Here is a 19,381-nt window from a genome sequence, read left to right as displayed (position 1 = left end):
GGGGCTGCCATGTTACGTACTATCAACTTCATGGGCGTTCGCAACGTTGCGTTCGGCGTCACTGTGGTCCTTACCGTTCTGGCGTTGTTCAGCTGGTTCCATAAGGGCTTGAACTATGGCTTGGACTTTACCGGCGGCACGCTGATCGAGCTGACCTACGAGCGTCCGGCGGACGTGATGAAGGTTCGCTCCCAATTGGTTGCCGCAGGTTACGAAGATGCGGTGGTGCAGAGCTTTGGCGCCACCACCGACCTGCTGGTGCGCATGCCGGGCGAAGACCCGCAACTGGGTCACCAGGTGGCCGAGGCGCTGCAGAAAGTGGGCGGTGACAACCCGGCCCAGGTCAAGCGCGTCGAGTTCGTCGGCCCGCAGGTTGGTGAAGAGCTGCGCGATCAGGGCGGCCTCGGCATGCTGATGGCATTGGGCGGCATCCTGATCTACCTGGCGTTCCGCTTTCAGTGGAAATTCGCGGTCGGCGCCATTGTGTCGTTGATCCACGACGTCATTGTGACCGTGGGGATCCTGGCGTTCTTCCAGATCACCTTCGACCTGACGGTGCTGGCGGCGGTGTTGGCGATTATCGGCTACTCGCTCAACGACACCATCGTGGTATTCGACCGGGTGCGGGAGAACTTCCGGGTGCTGCGCAAGGCGAGCCTGATCGAGAACATCAACATCTCGACCACGCAAACCCTGCTGCGCACCATGGCCACCTCCATCTCCACCTTGCTGGCGATCGTTGCCTTGCTGGTGTTTGGTGGCGATAACCTGTGGGGCTTCTCCATCGCCTTGTTCGTGGGTGTGTTGGCGGGTACCTACTCGTCGATCTACATCGCCAACGTGGTGCTGATCTGGCTGAACCTGAGCACCGAAGACTTGATCCCCGCAGTCAATACCGAGAAGGAAGTGGACGAGCGCCCGTAGGCATCGTCTTTCCTGGTTGTACGCAAAAGGCGCGAGTGTTGAACTCGCGCCTTTTTTTATGCTCCAAGGCTGGGAGAAGCGCGGGCATGTCCCGTTTGTGATAGTCAGGAGGTTCATGTGAACAAGTCGTTGCTGGTTGGTGCGGTATTGGGTGCTGTCGGTGTGACTGCCGGGGGTGCTGTTGCCACCTACAGCCTGGTAAATAGCGGCCCTGAGTATGCGCAAGTACTGGCGGTGGAGCCGGTCAAGACCCAAATCAAGACCCCTCGTGAGGTCTGCAAGGATGTCACGGTCACTCGTCAGGCGCCGGTCAAGGATCAACACCAGATCGCCGGCACGGTGCTGGGTGCGGTTGCTGGTGGTTTGCTGGGTAATCAGATCGGTGGCGGTAATGGCAAGAAGATAGCCACGGTTGCAGGTGCGGTCGGCGGCGGCTATGCCGGCAACAAGGTTCAGGAAGGTATGCAGAACCGTGATACCTACACCACCACCCAGACGCGCTGCAACACGGTCAACGACATCAGCGACAAGGTCGTGGGCTACGATGTGCGCTATTCCTTGGATGGCAAGGAAGGCAAGGTGCGGATGGATCGCGATCCGGGCAACCAGATTCCGGTCAATAAGGAAGGCCAGTTGATCCTGGGGCAGAACGAGCAGTAAAGGCTGCCAGCCTTAAAAAGGTCAAAAAAAAGCACCCCGAAAGGTGCTTTTTTTATGCCCGCTCGCTTAGCGCTTGAGCGATGGCGGCAGGTGCGGCTGGATGGCCGTCAGGACTGCTTTGAAGCATTTGGTGTTGCCGGCGACGACGTGGCCTTTTTCAAGGAAGTCGTGGCCGCCAGTGAAGTCGCTCACCAAGCCGCCCGCTTCCTGGATCAGCAGGGCACCGGCAGCCATGTCCCACTCGGACAGGCCCGACTCCCAGAAGGCGTCGTAGCGGCCAGCAGCGACGTAGGCCAGGTCCAGGCTTGCGGCGCCAGCGCGGCGGATGCCGGCGGTCTGGCCGACCAGGCTGCGGAACATACCCAGGTAGTTGTCGAGGTTGTCCATCTGGTCATCGCGGAACGGGAAGCCCGTGCCCAGCAGGGCACCGTCCAGGCTGGTACGGCCGCTGACACGCAGGCGACGACCGTTGAGCTGGGCGCCACGGCCACGGCTGGCGGTGAATTCTTCCTGGCGTACCGGGTCCAGGACCACTGCGTGTTCCAGGCGACCGCGGTATTTGCAGGCGATGCTCACGGCGAAATGGGGAACGCCGCGCAGGAAATTGGTGGTGCCGTCCAGTGGGTCGATGATCCACAGGTAGTCTTCACCTTCGCCGCTGCCGGCGTGCATGCCGGTTTCTTCGCCGAGGATGGCGTGGGTTGGATAAGCCTTGCGCAACGCGTCGATGATCTTCTGCTCGGCAGCGCGATCAACTTCGGACACATAGTCCTTGGCGTCTTTTTCGTCGACCTTGATGGTATCCAGGCGCTCGATAGAGCGGAAAATCAATTCACTGGCGCTGCGGGCGGCGCGCAGCGCGATATTCAGCATGGGCTGCATGGATGTGTCACCTAAGGTTGTTAAAGAAAGCCGAGCATTCTAGCAGAAAGTTCGGGTAGATGAAGGCCGACGTTCGCTTTCGTGGCATAACCTTAGTCTGTTCTGTAATATTTGCCCCCTTTCCCCTTGTCCGAGAGCGCCTCCCTTGCTGCAGAACATTCGTGTGGTCTTGGTCAATACCAGTCATCCCGGGAACATCGGCGGGGTGGCGCGCGCCATGAAAAATATGGGGCTGACGCGCCTGGTGCTGGTGGAGCCGCGTTTGTTTCCGCACCACGAGGCCGACGCCCGAGCGTCCGGCGCCAACGACATCCTGGCCAATGCGCAAGTGGTCGCCACCCTGGAAGATGCTTTGGTGGGCTGCAACCTGGTGCTGGGCACCAGTGCGCGTGACCGCCGTATCCCCTGGCCGTTGCTCGACCCGCGCGAGTGCGGTGCCAAGGTCGTGGAAGAGGCGGGCGAGGGTGCTGAAATCGCTCTGGTGTTCGGTCGCGAAGATTCCGGCCTGACCAACGAGGAGCTGCAGCGATGTCATTACCACGTGCATATCCCCTCCGACCCTGAGTTCAGTTCGCTGAACCTGGGGGCGGCGGTGCAGGTGTTGAGCTATGAAGTGCGCATGGCTTGGCTGGCGGCACAAGGCCAGCCGAGCAAGGTCGAGAAGGATGAAGTGGCGTCCACCAAAAGCGGTGAATTGGCGACCATGGATGAGCTGGAGCGCTTTTACGAGCATCTGGAGCAGACCCTGGTAGCCATTGAGTTCCTCGACCCTGAAAAGCCGCGGCACTTGATGGCGCGCCTGCGCCGCTTGTACGGGCGCAGCTCGGTCAGCCGAGCGGAAATGAACATATTGCGTGGCATCCTCACGGAAACCCAGAAAGCGGCCCGTGGCGAGCTTCTAAAGCGGAAGGATTAAAGATGTTCGAGCGTTTGCGTGAAGATATCCAGAGTGTTTTTCATCGCGACCCGGCGGCGCGTAACGCTTTTGAGGTGCTGACCTGCTACCCCGGCATGCACGCAATCTGGATCCATCGCCTGGCCGGCCTGCTCTGGCGTTCGGGCTGGAAGTGGTTGGCGCGGCTGGTGTCCAACTTCGGTCGCTGGCTGACCGGAATTGAGATCCATCCGGGGGCCAAGGTCGGGCGTCGGTTCTTTATCGATCACGGCATGGGCATTGTGATTGGCGAGACGGCTGAAATCGGCGACGACGTGACTCTCTACCAGGGTGTGACCCTTGGCGGTACTAGTTGGAACAAGGGTAAGCGCCACCCGACCCTGGAAGACGGCGTGGTCGTGGGTGCGGGCGCCAAGGTGCTCGGGCCGTTCACCGTGGGGGCTGGGGCGAAAGTTGGCTCCAACGCCGTGGTGACCAAGGCTGTACCGGCCGGGGCGACGGTGGTTGGGATCCCTGGGCGCATCATTATCAAGTCCGATGCCGAGCAGGACGCCAAGCGTAAGGCCATGGCCGAGAAGCTCGGCTTCGATGCTTATGGGGTCAGTGAGGACATGCCGGACCCGGTGGCGCGGGCGATTGGGCAACTGCTCGATCACCTGCAAGCGGTAGATGGGCGCCTGGAGGGTATGTGTGGCGCCCTGACCGAACTGGGCAGCAGCTACTGCGCCAAGGACCTACCGGTGCTGCGCGACGAGGACTTCGCCGAGGTCAAGGGGCGGGAAGATCAGGCCGGCTGAGGTGTTGGTGCCGCGACTTCCGGTCGCGGCACCGGCAGTTGACGTGCCTGCTTGTCGGGCGTGTGCCATTACCCGGCAGACCCTGCTATCATTCGCGCGCTCTTTTTGCGGGTAATCCTGACTAAAGTACTAGGTCTTATAGTTGACTTAAATACTCGGGAATTGCATACTCGCCCTCATTCCGAAACTCCGTGGTACTTGTCCATGCGACTGACTACAAAAGGCCGATACGCCGTGACCGCCATGCTCGACTTGGCGTTACACGCGCAGCATGGCCCGGTGTCCCTGGCCGATATCTCCGAGCGCCAAGGCATTTCCCTGTCCTACCTCGAACAGCTTTTCGCCAAGTTGCGCCGTAGCAACCTGGTGTCCAGTGTGCGCGGCCCGGGTGGTGGCTACCAGCTATCACGTGATATGCAGGGCATCCAAGTAGCCCAGGTAATCGACGCAGTCAACGAATCGGTCGATGCCACCAAATGCCAGGGGCTGGGCGATTGCCATGCCGGCGATACCTGCCTGACCCACCATTTGTGGTGCGACTTGAGTTTGCAGATCCATGAATTTCTGAGTGGTATCAGCTTGGCCGATCTTGTGACTCGCCGTGAGGTGCAAGAGGTGGCCCAGCGTCAGGACCAGCGCCGCTGCAACAGCAAGGTGCCGCGTCTGGACAAGATTGAAGCGTCCGCCGTCGAATGACAGCCAAAGAGCTAGCGGCACGCCAGCCAGCCTGATTTAGGAGAAAGTCCATGAAATTGCCGATTTACCTTGATTACTCCGCAACCACCCCGGTCGATCCGCGTGTTGCGCAAAAGATGAGTGAGTGCCTGCTGGTCGACGGAAACTTCGGTAACCCGGCGTCCCGCTCCCACGTGTTCGGCTGGAAAGCCGAAGAGGCCGTGGAAAATGCTCGTCGCCAGGTCGCCGACCTGGTCAACGCCGACCCGCGTGAAATCGTCTGGACCTCGGGTGCCACCGAGTCCGACAACCTGGCAATCAAGGGCGTCGCGCACTTCTATGCCACCAAGGGCAAGCACCTGATTACCACCAAGATTGAGCACAAGGCCGTCTTGGACACCATGCGCCAACTGGAGCGTGAAGGCTTCGAAGTCACCTACATCGAGCCTCGCGAAGACGGCATCGTGACCCCGCAAATGATCGCCGCAGAGCTGCGCGACGACACCATTCTGGTTTCGGTGATTCACGTCAACAACGAAATCGGTACCATCAACGACATCGCGGCTATTGGCGAACTGACCCGTTCCCAAGGTGTGCTGCTGCACGTCGATGCGGCACAGTCCACCGGCAAGGTTGAAATCGACCTGGCCAAGCTCAAAGTCGACCTGATGTCGTTCTCTGCCCACAAAACCTACGGCCCCAAAGGCATTGGGGCGCTCTACGTGAGCCGCAAACCGCGTGTTCGCCTCGAGGCGACCATGCACGGCGGCGGTCACGAGCGCGGCATGCGTTCGGGCACCCTGGCGACGCACCAGATCGTGGGCATGGGTGAAGCGTTTCGCGTGGCCAAGGAAGACATGGCCGCCGAAAACGTACGCATCAAGGCGCTGAGCGACCGTTTCTTCAAACAGGTCGAAGGCCTGGAAGAGCTGTACGTCAACGGCAGCTTGACCGCGCGCGTTCCGCACAACCTGAACCTGAGCTTCAACTACGTGGAAGGCGAGTCGCTCATCATGGCGCTCAAGGACCTCGCGGTTTCCTCCGGTTCGGCCTGTACCTCGGCGTCCCTGGAGCCTTCCTACGTGCTGCGCGCCCTGGGCCGCAACGACGAGTTGGCACACAGCTCGATCCGCTTCACCTTCGGCCGTTTCACCACCGAAGAAGAAATCGACTACGCCGCGCAGAAAGTCTGCGAGGCCGTTACCAAGCTGCGCGCCCTGTCGCCGCTGTGGGACATGTACAAAGACGGTGTCGATATCTCCAAGATCGAGTGGGCGGCACACTAAATAAAGAAGCCGCCACATACAGGTTCTGTAACAACGTGGCGATCAACGCTGGCGTTTTTACCGGGCCTCAAGAGCGGCCCTGATGAGTGAGGATTAAGAATCATGGCTTACAGCGAAAAGGTCATCGACCACTACGAGAACCCGCGCAACGTCGGCAAGATGGACGCCGAAGACCCTGATGTCGGTACCGGCATGGTCGGCGCGCCCGCCTGCGGCGACGTGATGCGCCTGCAAATCAAGGTCAACGAGCAAGGCATCATCGAAGACGCCAAGTTCAAGACCTACGGTTGCGGTTCGGCCATCGCCTCCAGCTCCCTGGCGACCGAGTGGATGAAAGGCAAGACTCTGGATGAAGCAGAGACCATCAAGAACACTCAGTTGGCTGAAGAACTGGCCCTGCCGCCGGTCAAGATTCACTGCTCCGTACTCGCCGAGGACGCCATCAAGGCCGCCGTTCGCGATTACAAGCAGAAGAAAGGCTTGATCTGAGATCCCCCACAGCTTGAGTCGTAAGGAGTTCCGATGGCTATCAGCATGACAGAAGCGGCTGCTCAACACGTGCGACGCTCCCTCAACGGGCGCGGCAAGGGTGATGGGATTCGCCTGGGTGTCCGCACCACAGGCTGTTCCGGCCTTGCCTACGTGCTGGAGTTTGTCGACGAAGTGAACAGCGACGATCAGGTGTTCGAGAGTCATGGCGAGAAAGTGATTATCGATCCCAAGAGCCTGACGTACCTCGACGGTACTGAGCTGGATTTCGTCAAGGAAGGGTTGAACGAAGGCTTCAAGTTCAACAATCCCAATGTTCGCGGTGAATGTGGCTGCGGCGAAAGCTTCAATATCTGAGGCATTTTGTGGGTACTCCTTGTCATTTCGCTTTATTCGAGTTGCAGCCGAGTTTTCGCCTGGACCTCGACCAGTTGGCCACGCGCTACCGTGAATTGGCGCGCGGCGTCCACCCCGACCGCTTTGCCGACGCCACCGAGCGTGAGCAGCGGCTGGCGCTGGAACAGTCCGCCAGCCTCAATGAGGCCTACCAGACGCTCAAGAGCCCTCCCAAGCGTGCGCGCTACCTGCTCGCCATGGGCGGTGGGGAGTTGCCGCTGGAGGTCACGGTGCACGATCCAGAGTTTCTTCTGCAACAGATGCAATGGCGCGAAGAACTTGAAGATCTGCAGGGCAGCGCCGACCTGGCCGGAGTCGCTACGTTCAAGCGTCGCCTCAAGGTGGCGCAGGACGAACTGAACGAAAGCTTCGCTGCCTGTTGGGATGATGCGGCGCAACGCGAGCAGGCCGAACGCCTGATGCGGCGCATGCAGTTCCTCGACAAGCTCACCTACGAAGTGCGCCAACTAGAAGAGCGCCTCGACGATTAACCCAGTGCTGCCCAAGTTGCACGCCTGATAGACAGATAAGACCTGATTACCATGGCCCTACTGCAGATCGCCGAACCCGGCCAAAGTCCTCAACCGCACCAGCGTCGCCTGGCTGTGGGGATCGACTTGGGCACCACCAACTCCCTGGTCGCTGCGGTGCGCAGCGGCCTGAGCGAGCCCCTGGCCGACGCCGATGGCCAGGTCATCCTGCCGTCCGCGGTGCGTTATCACGCCGATCGCGTCGAGGTGGGTGAGTCTGCCCGGCTGGCTGCCGCCGCCGATCCGCTCAACACCGTGCTGTCGGTCAAGCGCCTGATGGGGCGCGGCCTTGGCGACGTCAAGCAACTGGGCGATCAACTGCCTTACCGCTTTGTCGGCGGCGAATCCCATATGCCGTTCATCGATACCGTGCAGGGGCCGAAAAGCCCGGTGCAGGTGTCGGCCGAGATCCTCAAGGTTTTACGCCAGCGCGCTGAAAACACCTTGGGCGGGGACTTGGTGGGTGCGGTGATTACCGTCCCAGCCTACTTCGACGACGCTCAACGCCAGGCCACCAAGGACGCGGCGAAACTTGCCGGCCTGAATGTGCTGCGCCTGCTCAACGAACCGACAGCCGCTGCCGTGGCCTATGGTCTGGACCAGCACGCCGAAGGCTTGGTCGCCATTTACGACCTGGGTGGCGGCACCTTCGATATCTCGATTCTGCGTCTGACCGGCGGTGTCTTCGAAGTTTTGGCCACCGGTGGCGACAGTGCCCTGGGCGGTGATGACTTCGACCATGCCTTGGCCGGTTGGATCATCGAGGGCGCTGGCTTGTCCGCCGACCTGGACCCGGGTGCGCAGCGTAACCTGCTGCAAACCGCGTGTGCCGCCAAGGAAGCCTTGACCCAGGCTGCTTCGGTTGAAGTGGTCTACGGTACGTGGTCGGCTCAGTTGACCCGTGATGCCTTCGATGCGCTGATCGAACCCATGGTCGCACGCAGCCTCAAGGCCTGCCGTCGCGCCGTGCGTGATTCCGGCGTCGAGCTTGAAGACGTGGCCGCCGTGGTCATGGTCGGCGGCTCGACCCGCGTGCCCCGTGTGCGCGATGCAGTGGCCGAAGCCTTCGGTCGCCAGCCGTTGACCGAGATCGACCCGGATCAGGTCGTGGCCATTGGCGCCGCGATCCAGGCCGATACCCTGGCAGGCAACAAGCGCGACGGTGGCGAATTGCTGCTGCTTGACGTGATTCCGCTGTCCTTGGGCCTGGAAACCATGGGCGGGTTGATGGAGAAGGTGATCCCGCGCAACACCACTATCCCTGTCGCCCGCGCCCAGGATTTCACCACCTACAAGGATGGCCAGTCGGCCATGATGATTCATGTGCTACAAGGCGAGCGCGAGCTGATTAGCGACTGCCGCTCCCTGGCGCGCTTTGAGTTGCGCGGCATTCCGGCCATGGTGGCGGGTGCGGCGAAGATCCGCGTGACCTTCCAGGTCGACGCCGACGGCCTGCTCAGCGTGGCCGCCCGTGAACTGGGCTCGGGTGTCGAGGCGAGCATCCAGGTCAAGCCGTCCTACGGCCTGACGGATGGCGAAATCGCCCGCATGCTCAAGGATTCTTTCCGGTACGCCAGTGACGACAAGAACGCCCGGGTGCTGCGTGAGCAGCAAGTCGATGCCCAGCGCCTTCTCGAGGCTGTGCAGGGCGCGCTTGAGGCAGACGGTGAGCGCCTGCTGGATGCTGAAGAACGCTTGGTCATCGACCTGCAGATGCAGGAACTGGCCGAATTGATGAAAGGCACCGATGGTTATGCCATCGAACAACAGACCAAGCGCCTTTCACAAGTAACCGATGCCTTTGCCGCCCGTCGTATGAACCAGACGGTGAAAGCCGTCCTGGCGGGACGCAACCTGAATGAAATTGAGGAATAACTGATGCCGCAGGTCATTTTTCTGCCACACGCCGAGCATTGCCCGGACGGTATGGTCGTGGAGGCTGAGACCGGCAAGTCCATTCTCGAAGTTGCCCACGACAACCACATTGAGATCGAGAGTGCTTGTGGTGGCGTTAACGCCTGTACCACGTGTCACTGCATTATCCGCGAAGGTTTCAATAGCCTTGAAGAGGCCGATGAGCTGGAAGAGGACTATCTTGATAGGGCCTGGGGCCTGGAACCGACGTCGCGCCTGAGCTGTCAGGCCAAGGTGGGGACAGAAGACCTTACCGTCGAAATTCCGAAGTATTCGCTCAACCATGCGGCCGAAGCGCCGCACTGATTCAAGGAAGTGTCATGAGTCTTAAATGGGTTGATGTGCAAGAGATCGCTATCCTGTTGGCAGACGGCAACCCGGATATGGATCCCTATTCTCTGAATTTTGTTGCTTTGCGTGACATGGTCATGGCCTTGCCAGGCTTTGATGATGAGCGCGATCGCGGTGGCGAAAAGGTTCTGGAAGCTATCCAGACTGCCTGGAAAGAAGAGCAGGACTGACGCCTCCCTTACGCAGTTAGGCAATACCCAAGAACCCGCGTATAATTCGCGGGTTTAATTTTTCGTAAATTACCGTTTCTGGAGTTACACCATGGCTGTTCAACGTACTTTCTCCATCATCAAGCCTGACGCTGTTGCAAAAAACGTTATCGGCGAGATCACCACTCGTTTCGAAAAAGCCGGCCTGCGCGTTGTCGCTTCGAAACTCAAGCAACTGTCCAAAGCCGAAGCCGAAGGCTTCTATGCTGAGCACAGCGCTCGCGGTTTCTTCGGCGACCTGGTTGCCTTCATGATCTCCGGCCCTGTTGTTGTTCAGGTTCTGGAAGGCGAAAACGCTATCGCTCTGAACCGTGAGCTGATGGGCGCTACCAACCCTAAAGAAGCAGCTGCCGGCACCATCCGTGCTGATTTCGCTGACTCCATCGACGCCAACGCTGTGCACGGTTCGGACTCCGAAGCCGCTGCTGCTCGCGAAATCTCGTACTTTTTCGCAGCTACTGAAGTAACCACTCGCTAAGCACTGGCTTAAGAGTGAAGGTGAATCCATGACGACAACGACTGCAAAAACCAACCTGCTGGGCCTGACCCAGCCGGAAATGGAAAAATTCTTCGACTCAATCGGGGAGAAGCGTTTCCGTGCCAGTCAGGTAATGAAATGGATTCACCACCTTGGCGTCGATGATTTCGACGCTATGACGAACGTCAGCAAAGCCCTGCGCGACAAGCTCAAGGCCATTGCCGAAGTTCGCGGTCCGGAAGTGGTCAGCGAGGATATCTCCAGCGACGGCACCCGCAAGTGGGTGGTGCGCGTGGCGTCCGGCAGCTGCGTCGAGACCGTCTACATCCCCCAGGGCAAGCGCGGCACCTTGTGCGTTTCGTCCCAGGCAGGCTGTGCCCTGGATTGCAGTTTCTGCTCCACCGGCAAGCAAGGTTTCAACAGCAACCTCACCGCCGCCGAAGTTATCGGCCAGGTGTGGATTGCCAACAAATCGTTCGGCAGCATTCCCGCCACCGTCGATCGCGCCATCACCAACGTGGTGATGATGGGCATGGGCGAGCCCCTGCTGAACTTTGACAACGTCGTCGCGGCCATGCACTTGATGATGGATGACCTGGGCTACGGCATTTCCAAGCGCCGCGTGACCCTGTCTACCTCCGGTGTGGTGCCGATGATCGATGAGCTGTCCAAGCACATCGACGTCTCCCTGGCGTTGTCCCTGCACGCACCGAACGACGCATTGCGTAACCAATTGGTGCCGATCAACAAAAAGTATCCGCTTAAGATGCTGCTCGAGTCGTGCCAGCGCTACATGTCGTCCCTGGGCGAAAAGCGCGTGCTGACCATCGAATACACCTTGCTCAAAGACATCAACGACAAGGTTGAACATGCGGTGGAGATGATCGAGTTGCTCAAGGATGTGCCTTGCAAGATCAACCTGATTCCCTTCAATCCGTTTCCCCATTCCGGTTACGAGCGGCCCAGCAATAACGCCATTCGTCGCTTCCAGGATCAACTGCATCACGCCGGCTTCAACGTCACCGTGCGCACCACCCGTGGTGAGGACATCGACGCAGCCTGTGGCCAGTTGGTCGGGCAGGTGCTGGACCGCACCCGCCGCAGCGAACGTTACATTGCCGTGCGCGAACTGAGTGCAGACGGCGATACGGCGCAAAACGCTGTGAACCGCCCCTGAGAGAGGATCTCCATGCCTGTGCGCCTCGCGCTGCTTTTGCTGTTTGCCAGCCTGTTGGCCGGTTGTGTGCTGTTCGGTGAAACCCACCCAATGGCAACGAGCAAGGGCCGCGATGAGGCGCGTGCTGCCTATGTCCAGCTTGGCCTGGGCTATTTGCAGCAGGGCCTGAGCGAGCAAGCGAAGGCACCGCTGACCAAGGCGTTGGAGCTGAACGCCAACGATGCCGACGCCAACGCGGCCCTTGCGCTGGTGTTCCAGGCGGAAATGGAGCCCGAGCTGGCAGAAGGCTATTTTCGCAAGGCATTGGCTGCCCGCCCCGACGAACCGCGTATCCTGAACAACTACGGCAGTTTTCTGTTTGAACAAAAGCGTTACCCGGACGCTTACCAGTACTTTGAGCGGGCCGCTGCCGATACTCTCTACTCCGAGCGTTCGCGGGTTTTCGAGAACCTGGGGGTGACGGCGTCGGTGATGGGCCAGCGTGATGTGGCCCGTCAGCAACTGGAAAAAGCCTTGCGCCTGAACCGGCAACAGCCGCGCGCCTTGCTGGAAATGGCTGAGTTGTCTTTCGAAGATAGGCAATATGTCCCCGCGCGGGACTATTACGATCGTTTTAGCCTGCTCAGCGCGCAAAATGCACGTAGTCTATTGCTCGGTCTGAAATTGGCCGATGTGTTTGAGGACCGCGACAAGGCCATGCGTATTGGCCAGCAACTAGAACGACTCTATCCCGGTACGCCGGAATATCAGCAATACCTGTCGGAGCAATGATGAAAGCGGCGCATCCCGAAGTTGTAGCAGCGACTCGTGTCAATCCCGGTGAGACTTTGCGCCAGGCTCGCGAAAGCAATGGCTGGTCGTTGGCCGAAGTGGCGTTGAAGCTCAACCTCACGATCAGTTCATTGACCAACCTGGAAAACGGCGCCTTCGACAAATTGCCGGGGCATACCTTCGCCCGCGGTTATATCCGCGCCTATGCCAAGTTGCTGGAGATGGACCAGGCAGTGTTGGTGCAGGCGTTCGATCAGTACACCGGCACCGATTCCCAAGGCAGCAGCGTGCACAGCCTGGGCCGGATTGAGGAGCCTGTGCGGGTTTCCCACACTATTTTGCGCATTGTCAGCCTACTGTTGTTGATTGCGGTGGTCGGTGGTGGCTTTATCTGGTGGCAAGACCAGACGTCGCTGCGCACCAAGGACCTGATCGGCCTCAACCAAGAACACGTTGAAGTCGAGGGCGCCGATGGCACCACGCAGATTCATCCCCTCGACGAGCCGGAAGACCAGGCTGTCGTAGAAGGCCAGAGCGAGGGCGAAACCGCCCTGGCCCTGCCTGATGCATCAACCACTGGCGAAGCTGCGGCCGAAGCCAGCGCGCCCACAGCACCTGTGGTGGCTGCGGCCACTGCGGTCACCCCGCCAGCGCCAGTAGTGAACGCGCCGGCTACCCCTGCAGCTCCCGTTGTCAGCGCCCCGGCGCCCGCGGCTCTGGCTCCGACTGTGGCTCAAGCCCCTGCGGCGGGTGATGGCCAGGTGCAACTGCACTTCACCGCCGACTGCTGGGCACAAGTGACCGATGGCAGCGGCAAGGTTCTGGTCAGTGCCCTTAAGCGCAAGGGCGAGACTGTCGATGTCAGCGGCAAGCCACCGTTTTCCGTGCGCCTGGGTTATGCCCGAGGCGCACAAGTCAGCTACAACGGGCGAGCGGTCGATCTCGCGCCGTTCACGAGTGGCGAGACTGCTCGCCTGAAGTTGGGTCAATAAGTCATGCACGGCGAATCTCCAATCAAACGTCGCGAATCCCGCAAAATCTGGGTCGGCTCGGTTCCCGTGGGCGGCGATGCGCCTATCGCGGTTCAGAGTATGACCAACAGCGACACCAACGATGTGGCCGCCACCGTGGCCCAGATCAATCGTCTGGAAGCGGCAGGTGTGGATATCGTGCGAGTGTCCGTGCCGGACATGGACGCAGCCGAGGCCTTCGGGCGGATCAAGCAACTGGTCAAGGTGCCCTTGGTTGCCGATATTCACTTCGACTACAAGATCGCCTTGCGTGTCGCCGAGTTGGGCGTGGATTGCCTGCGAATCAACCCGGGCAATATCGGTCGCGAAGACCGAGTGCGTGCCGTGGTCGATGCGGCTCGCGACCGCGGAATTCCGATCCGGATCGGCGTCAACGCCGGTTCCCTGGAAAAAGACCTGCAGAAGAAATACGGCGAGCCGACCCCGGCTGCTTTGGTCGAGTCGGCGCTGCGCCATGTCGAACACCTGGAACGCCTGAATTTCCAGGACTTCAAGGTCAGTGTGAAGGCCTCCGACGTGTTCATGGCCGTTGAAGCCTACCGCCTCTTGGCCAAGGAAATCGTCCAACCGTTGCACCTGGGGATTACCGAGGCCGGCGGTTTGCGTTCAGGCACAGTGAAATCTGCCGTGGGCCTCGGTATGCTGCTGGCCGAAGGGATTGGCGATACTATCCGCATCTCGTTGGCGGCTGATCCGGTCGAGGAAGTGAAAGTCGGCTACGACATTCTCAAATCCCTGCATTTACGCTCCCGTGGCATCAACTTCATTGCCTGCCCGAGTTGCTCGCGGCAGAACTTCGACGTGGTGAAAACCATGAACGAACTGGAAGTCCGCCTCGAAGACCTGCTGGTACCACTGGACGTCGCGGTGATTGGCTGCGTGGTCAACGGCCCCGGTGAAGCCAAGGAAGCCCACGTGGGCCTGACTGGCGGTACGCCGAACCTGATTTACATCGACGGCAAGCCGTCGCAGAAGCTGACGAATGACAATCTGGTGGATCAACTCGAAAGATTGATCCGCCAGAAAGCGGCCGAAAAGGTCGAGGCTGACGCTGCGGTCATTGCGCGCGGCTGACCGAACGAACTAAGGAATTTTTGTGAGCAAGTCTCTGCAAGCCATTCGTGGCATGAACGACATCCTGCCCGAACAGACGCCGTTGTGGCGGTACTTTGAAGGTACGGTCGCGCGCCTGCTGGATAACTACGGTTATAAGCAGATCCGCATGCCGATCGTCGAGTTCACCGAGCTGTTCAAACGCTCCATCGGTGAAGTGACCGACATCGTCGAAAAAGAGATGTACACCTTCGATGACCGCAACGGCGACTCCCTAACCCTGCGCCCCGAAGGCACTGCTGCCTGCGTGCGCGCAGTGCTGGAACACGGCATTACCGGCGGTGGCCAGGTGCAGAAGCTCTGGTACATCGGCCCGATGTTCCGCCACGAACGCCCGCAGAAAGGCCGCTATCGCCAGTTTCACCAGATAGGCGTCGAAGTGTTCAACCTCGACGGCCCGGACATCGATGCTGAGCTGATCGTGCTGACCTGGCGCCTGTGGGGCGAGCTGGGTATCCGCGATGCGGTCAAGCTTGAACTCAACAGCTTGGGCACCAGCGAGTCCCGCGGGCGCTATCGCGAAGCGCTGGTGGCGTATCTCTCGCAGCACCTGGACCAGCTTGACGAAGACAGCCAGCGTCGCCTGAAGACCAACCCGTTGCGGGTGCTGGATACCAAGAACGCCGATACCCAAGCGGTTCTGGTCGATGCGCCGAAAATGGCCGATTACCTGGACGATGAATCGCGCATCCACTTTGAAGGGCTCAAGGCGCGCCTGGATGCGGCGGGCATTCCCTACGTGATTAATCCCAAACTGGTGCGCGGGCTCGATTACTACAGCAAGACCGTTTTTGAATGGGTGACCGATAAGCTCGGCGCCCAAGGCACCGTGTGCGCCGGTGGCCGCTACGATGGCCTCGTCGAGCAGATGGGCGGCAAACCTACTTCCGGCGTCGGTTTCGCCATGGGCATCGAGCGTCTGGTACTGATGCTTGAGGCACTGGAGCAAGTTCCAGAAGAGTTGTCGCGCCAGGTTGATGTTTACCTCTGCGCCTTCGGCGAGGCCGCCGAACTGGCTGCTCTGGCCTTGAGCGAGCGAGTGCGTGACCAGTTGCCCCACCTGCGCCTGCAGGTCAATGCCGGTGCCGGCAGCTTCAAGAGCCAGTTCAAGAAAGCCGACAAGAGCGGTGCGTTGTACGCACTGATCCTGGGTGACGATGAGCTGGCGCAGCAAGTGGTAGGTTTCAAACCCCTGCGTGGCCAGGGTGAACAACAAAGCGTCGCCTGGGATGCACTTGCTGCGCACCTGGCCACCTGCGTCGTGCAGGGTTGAAGCTGTCAAACAGCCGATTTAGCGAATAAGGAGTATTGGGGTGTCGAGTAGCGAAGATGAACAGCTAGCGGAATTCAAAGACTGGTGGCAGCGGAACGGCAAACCCTTGGTCACTGGCGGCCTGTTGGCGCTGGTTATCGTGTTCGGCTGGCAGGCCTGGCAGAAGTACCAGAGCAATCAGTCGCAAGGCGCCTCGATTCTCTATCAGCAACTGCTGGAAACCACGCTGACGCCCGACGGCAAGCCTGACCCGGCCCGTGTCGCGGACCTGGCGGGCAAGTTGAACAAAGAGTTCGGCGGCACCGCTTATGCCCAGTACGGCAGCCTGTTCGTGGCCAAGGTCGCGGTCGATACCGGCAAGCTGGACGACGCTGCGGCCCAGCTCAAGGCAATTGCCGACAAACCGGTCAACCCGACTCTGGGCGAAGTGGCGCGTCAGCGTCTGGCCCAGGTGTTGGCGGCACAGAACAAGGCTGATGAGGCCCTCAAGTTGCTGGAAGGAGATGCGGACAAGGCGTTCCTGGCCACTCGCGAAGAACTCAAAGGTGACCTGCTGGTCCAGTTGGGTCGCGCCGACGAAGCCCATGCCGCGTACGAAAAAGCCAAGGCTGCGCTGTCTGATGAAGCAGCGGTCGGTGGCCTACAAATCAAGCTGGACGACTTGGCCAAAGGGGATGCGTGACGTGATTCGTTGGAAACATGCAGCATTGCTGGCCCTGGCCATTCTGGCCGCGGGTTGCAGCAGCAACAGCAAAAAAGAATTGCCTCCGGCAGAGCTGGTCGACTTCAAAGAAGAAGTGGTCCTGCAAAAGCAATGGAGCCGTTCGGTCGGTGACGGCCAGGGCGAAACCTACAACATGCTGGTGCCCGCGATCGACGGTGACACCCTCTACGCCGCCGATGTGACAGGTGTGGTGATGTCGCTCGATCGTATGACTGGCGACGTCAAGTGGAAGCAGGATCTCGATCTGCCCGTCTCCGGCGCCGTCGGCGTGGGTTATGGCCTGGTCATGATCGGCACGCTCAAGGGTGAAGTGGTTGCCCTGGATTCCAGCAACGGCGAAGAGAAATGGCGCGCACGCGTGACCAGTGAAGTGCTTGCGCCGCCCGCCACCAACGGTGACGTGGTGGTGGTGCAGACCCAGGACGATCGCCTGATCGGCCTGGATGCTGCCACTGGCAACCAGCGCTGGCTCTATGACAGCACCCCGGCGGTACTGACCCTGCGCGGCACCAGTGCGCCAATCGTCACCAATCGCCTAGCTGTCGCCGGCCTCTCCACCGGTAAAGTGGTGGCCCTGGATACCCATAACGGCGTGCCGGTCTGGGAGCAACGGGTAGCCATTCCACAAGGTCGTTCGGAACTGGATCGCGTGGTCGATATTGATGGTGGTCTGCTGTTGTCTGGCGGCACCCTGTATATCGCCAGCTACCAGGGCCGTGTTGCGGCGCTGGACCTGGAAAGCGGTCGTCCGCTCTGGCAGCGGGATGCTTCCAGCTACGCCGGTGTGGCCCAGGGCTTTGGCAGCGTCTACGTGAGCCTGGCTTCGGGCACCGTCGAAGGCGTGGACGAGCGTTCTACCACCGCGTTGTGGACCAACGATTCCCTGGCACGCCGCCAGTTGTCGGCACCGGAAGTGTTTTCCAGCTACGTGGCCGTCGGTGACCTGGAAGGTTACCTGCACCTGTTGAGCCAGGTGGATGGCCGCTTCGTCGGCCGTGAGCGTATCGACAGCGATGGCCTGCGTGCCCGTCCGCTGGTGGTAGGCGACATGATTTATGTGTATGGCAACAGTGGCAAACTGGAAGCCCTGACCATCAAGTAATGACTATGCTTGGGGTCTGACCCCAAGCGGCCCCGTTCTCACGGGGTTTGCAGCGCCTTCGGGCGCTGCCCCGAGCACCAGCCGCTGCCTCGCAGCGGCTTTTGTATTTTCGCAAATAACGAAGTGGAGAGCCGCATGGTTCCCGTAATCGCCCTGGTGGGCCGCCCGAACGTCGGCAAGTCCACCCTGTTCAACCGCCTGACCAGGACTCGCGACGCCATTGTCGGCGACTTGTCCGGTCTGACCCGTGATCGCCAATACGGTGAGGCAAAGTGGCAAGGGCGCTCCTACATTTTGATCGATACCGGCGGTATTTCCGGTGACGAGCATGGCATGGACGAAAAGATGGCCGAGCAGTCGCTGCTGGCCATCGAAGAAGCCGATGTCGTCCTCTTTCTGGTCGATGCCCGCGCCGGTTTCACCGCTGCCGACCAGATGATCGCCGAGCACCTGCGCAAGCGAAATAAGCGTTCCTACGTGGTCGCCAACAAGGTCGATAACATCGACCCTGAAATGGCCCGCGCCGAGTTCGCCCCGTTGGGCATGGGCCACGCGATCCCGATCGCCGGTGCCCACGGCCGCGGCATCACGCAGATGCTGGAAATCGCCCTGAGCGACTTCCCCAAAGACGATGACGAAGCGCCTGAAGACGGCGAAGAGGAAATCGTCGAAGAAGGCCAGGAAGCCAAGCGCATTCCCGGTCCGAGCGAAAAAGACGGGATCAAGATTGCCATCATCGGCCGCCCGAACGTCGGCAAGTCGACCCTGGTCAACCGCATGCTCGGTGAAGACCGGGTTATCGTCTACGACCAGCCCGGCACCACCCGCGACAGTATCTATATTCCCTTTGAGCGTAACGAAGAGAAGTACACGCTGATCGACACCGCTGGTGTGCGCAAACGCGGCAAGATCCACGAGGAAGTTGAAAAGTTCTCCGTGGTCAAGACCCTGCAAGCGATCAAAGACGCCAACGTGGTGATCTTCGTCATGGATGCCCGCGAAGGTGTGGTTGACCACGACCTCAACCTGCTGGGCTTTGCCCTGGAAGCGGGTCGGGCGCTGGTGATCGCGATCAACAAGTGGGACGGCATGACCCCCGGCGAGCGTGATTTCGTCAAGGTCGAGTTGCAACGTCGCCTGTTTTTCGTTGATTTTGCCGACATTCACTTCATCTCGGCCCTGCACGGTACGGGCGTGGGCAACCTCTACGCTTCGGTGCAGAACTCGTTCAAGTCGGCGGTCACCCGCTGGCCGACGAATCGCCTGACCCAGATTCTCGAAGACGCCGTGGGCGAGCATGCGCCGCCGATGGTCAACAACCGTCGGATCAAGCTGCGGTACGCCCACTTGGGCGGTGCCAACCCGCCGATTATCGTGATCCACGGTAACCAGATCGAGAAGGTGCCCAAGTCCTATGTGCGCTACCTGGAGAACACCTATCGCCGGGTACTGAAACTGGTCGGTACGCCGATCCGTATTGAGTTCAAGGGCGGTGAGAACCCGTACGAAGGCAACAAAAACACGCTCACCGACCGCCAGGTCAACAAGAAGCGTCGTTTGATGACCCACCACAAGAAGGCCGACAAGAAGCGCCGCGACAAGCGCTGATTCATCGGGCCGGTTGAAGAAGGGCGCTTTATGCGCCCTTTTTTTATGGGCGTTGGATGGGCTATCCTCCGGGGCTCCCGCGCCGCCGTAGAGCCG

22 protein-coding genes are annotated in these 19,381 nt (G+C 60.1%); 21 read left to right on the top strand and 1 reads right to left on the bottom strand.

Translation table 11 applies throughout. The annotated features are described in order from the left end of the window. The first annotated feature begins 9 nt into the window (after window positions 1-9). Both secF and AC19YR_RS01355 read left to right on the top strand, forming a co-directional pair. Window positions 10-924, top strand: a complete 915-nt coding sequence (secF, locus tag AC19YR_RS01360) for a protein translocase subunit SecF (protein ID WP_500596842.1) — start codon at window positions 10-12, stop codon at window positions 922-924. A 117-nt stretch (window positions 925-1,041) separates the two neighbouring features. Next, window positions 1,042-1,584: a glycine zipper 2TM domain-containing protein gene (locus AC19YR_RS01355; RefSeq protein ID WP_095107937.1), complete on the top strand. Its 543-nt coding sequence runs from the start codon at window positions 1,042-1,044 to the stop codon at window positions 1,582-1,584. Between the two features lie 66 nt (window positions 1,585-1,650). Here the strand turns inward: AC19YR_RS01355 and suhB are convergent, their stop codons facing one another. Then, entirely contained in the window at window positions 1,651-2,466 is an 816-nt protein-coding gene (gene suhB / locus AC19YR_RS01350) for a type III secretion system regulator SuhB (protein ID WP_095107938.1), read from the bottom strand. Between the two features lie 145 nt (window positions 2,467-2,611). Here suhB and trmJ point away from each other — a divergent pair, with 145 nt between their 5' ends. From trmJ to der, 19 genes are all read left to right on the top strand, one after another. Further along, window positions 2,612-3,382, top strand: coding sequence for a tRNA (cytosine(32)/uridine(32)-2'-O)-methyltransferase TrmJ (gene trmJ, locus AC19YR_RS01345; RefSeq protein WP_095107939.1), 771 nt, complete (start codon window positions 2,612-2,614; stop codon window positions 3,380-3,382). Window positions 3,383-3,384: 2 nt separating this feature from the next. Continuing rightward, entirely contained in the window at window positions 3,385-4,158 is a 774-nt protein-coding gene (gene cysE, locus AC19YR_RS01340) for a serine O-acetyltransferase (RefSeq protein WP_095107940.1), read from the top strand. Between the two features lie 204 nt (window positions 4,159-4,362). Beyond that, window positions 4,363-4,854, top strand: coding sequence for a Fe-S cluster assembly transcriptional regulator IscR (gene iscR, locus AC19YR_RS01335; RefSeq protein ID WP_095107941.1), 492 nt, complete (start codon window positions 4,363-4,365; stop codon window positions 4,852-4,854). 50 nt (window positions 4,855-4,904) lie between these two features. Further along, window positions 4,905-6,119, top strand: a complete 1,215-nt coding sequence (locus tag AC19YR_RS01330) for an IscS subfamily cysteine desulfurase (RefSeq protein WP_500596835.1) — start codon at window positions 4,905-4,907, stop codon at window positions 6,117-6,119. A gap of 102 nt (window positions 6,120-6,221) precedes the next feature. Then, a complete protein-coding gene (gene iscU, locus AC19YR_RS01325; protein ID WP_003443374.1) occupies window positions 6,222-6,608 on the top strand; it encodes a Fe-S cluster assembly scaffold IscU in 387 nt (128 codons plus the stop codon). 33 nt (window positions 6,609-6,641) lie between these two features. Further along, window positions 6,642-6,965 carry an iron-sulfur cluster assembly protein IscA gene (iscA, locus tag AC19YR_RS01320; protein WP_095107943.1) on the top strand — a complete coding sequence of 108 codons (324 nt, stop codon included), beginning with the start codon at window positions 6,642-6,644 and terminating at the stop codon, window positions 6,963-6,965. Window positions 6,966-6,973: 8 nt separating this feature from the next. Continuing rightward, window positions 6,974-7,495 (top strand): co-chaperone HscB, encoded by a 522-nt coding sequence (hscB, locus tag AC19YR_RS01315; protein WP_095107944.1) that lies wholly within the window; start codon window positions 6,974-6,976, stop codon window positions 7,493-7,495. A 51-nt stretch (window positions 7,496-7,546) separates the two neighbouring features. Beyond that, entirely contained in the window at window positions 7,547-9,409 is a 1,863-nt protein-coding gene (gene hscA, locus AC19YR_RS01310) for a Fe-S protein assembly chaperone HscA (RefSeq protein WP_500596833.1), read from the top strand. Window positions 9,410-9,412: 3 nt separating this feature from the next. After that, on the top strand, window positions 9,413-9,754 hold the full coding sequence (fdx, locus tag AC19YR_RS01305) for an ISC system 2Fe-2S type ferredoxin (RefSeq protein WP_016977666.1): 342 nt from the start codon (window positions 9,413-9,415) through the stop codon (window positions 9,752-9,754). Between the two features lie 14 nt (window positions 9,755-9,768). Beyond that, window positions 9,769-9,969, top strand: a complete 201-nt coding sequence (iscX, locus tag AC19YR_RS01300) for a Fe-S cluster assembly protein IscX (RefSeq protein ID WP_017846180.1) — start codon at window positions 9,769-9,771, stop codon at window positions 9,967-9,969. A gap of 91 nt (window positions 9,970-10,060) precedes the next feature. Then, on the top strand, window positions 10,061-10,486 hold the full coding sequence (ndk, locus tag AC19YR_RS01295; RefSeq protein WP_007916882.1) for a nucleoside-diphosphate kinase: 426 nt from the start codon (window positions 10,061-10,063) through the stop codon (window positions 10,484-10,486). 28 nt (window positions 10,487-10,514) lie between these two features. After that, window positions 10,515-11,663, top strand: a complete 1,149-nt coding sequence (rlmN, locus tag AC19YR_RS01290) for a dual-specificity RNA methyltransferase RlmN (protein WP_500596831.1) — start codon at window positions 10,515-10,517, stop codon at window positions 11,661-11,663. A gap of 12 nt (window positions 11,664-11,675) precedes the next feature. After that, a complete protein-coding gene (gene pilW / locus AC19YR_RS01285) occupies window positions 11,676-12,434 on the top strand; it encodes a type IV pilus biogenesis/stability protein PilW (RefSeq protein WP_095107948.1) in 759 nt (252 codons plus the stop codon). Then, window positions 12,434-13,426, top strand: a complete 993-nt coding sequence (locus AC19YR_RS01280; RefSeq protein WP_500596829.1) for a RodZ domain-containing protein — start codon at window positions 12,434-12,436, stop codon at window positions 13,424-13,426. The genes pilW and AC19YR_RS01280 overlap by 1 nt, the downstream gene beginning before the upstream one ends. Before the next feature lie 3 nt (window positions 13,427-13,429). After that, complete coding sequence (gene ispG / locus AC19YR_RS01275; protein ID WP_095107950.1) at window positions 13,430-14,539, top strand: flavodoxin-dependent (E)-4-hydroxy-3-methylbut-2-enyl-diphosphate synthase; 1,110 nt, start codon at window positions 13,430-13,432, stop codon at window positions 14,537-14,539. A gap of 22 nt (window positions 14,540-14,561) precedes the next feature. Beyond that, window positions 14,562-15,851 carry a histidine--tRNA ligase gene (hisS, locus tag AC19YR_RS01270; protein ID WP_095107951.1) on the top strand — a complete coding sequence of 430 codons (1,290 nt, stop codon included), beginning with the start codon at window positions 14,562-14,564 and terminating at the stop codon, window positions 15,849-15,851. Between the two features lie 40 nt (window positions 15,852-15,891). Then, window positions 15,892-16,533 carry a YfgM family protein gene (locus tag AC19YR_RS01265; protein WP_095107952.1) on the top strand — a complete coding sequence of 214 codons (642 nt, stop codon included), beginning with the start codon at window positions 15,892-15,894 and terminating at the stop codon, window positions 16,531-16,533. Further along, the gene (gene bamB, locus AC19YR_RS01260; RefSeq protein WP_500596828.1) at window positions 16,526-17,677 is read left to right on the top strand and encodes an outer membrane protein assembly factor BamB; all 1,152 of its coding nucleotides are present in this window, start codon (window positions 16,526-16,528) and stop codon (window positions 17,675-17,677) included. The genes AC19YR_RS01265 and bamB overlap by 8 nt, the downstream gene beginning before the upstream one ends. Window positions 17,678-17,812: 135 nt before the next feature. Further along, the gene (der, locus tag AC19YR_RS01255) at window positions 17,813-19,285 is read left to right on the top strand and encodes a ribosome biogenesis GTPase Der (protein WP_095107954.1); all 1,473 of its coding nucleotides are present in this window, start codon (window positions 17,813-17,815) and stop codon (window positions 19,283-19,285) included. Window positions 19,286-19,381: the final 96 nt, after the last annotated feature.

It is taken from the genome of Pseudomonas sp. MF08817 (assembly GCF_059862705.1).
The sequence above is the reverse complement of the archived record's forward strand: the minus strand, read 5'-3'. Positions and strand labels throughout refer to the sequence as shown.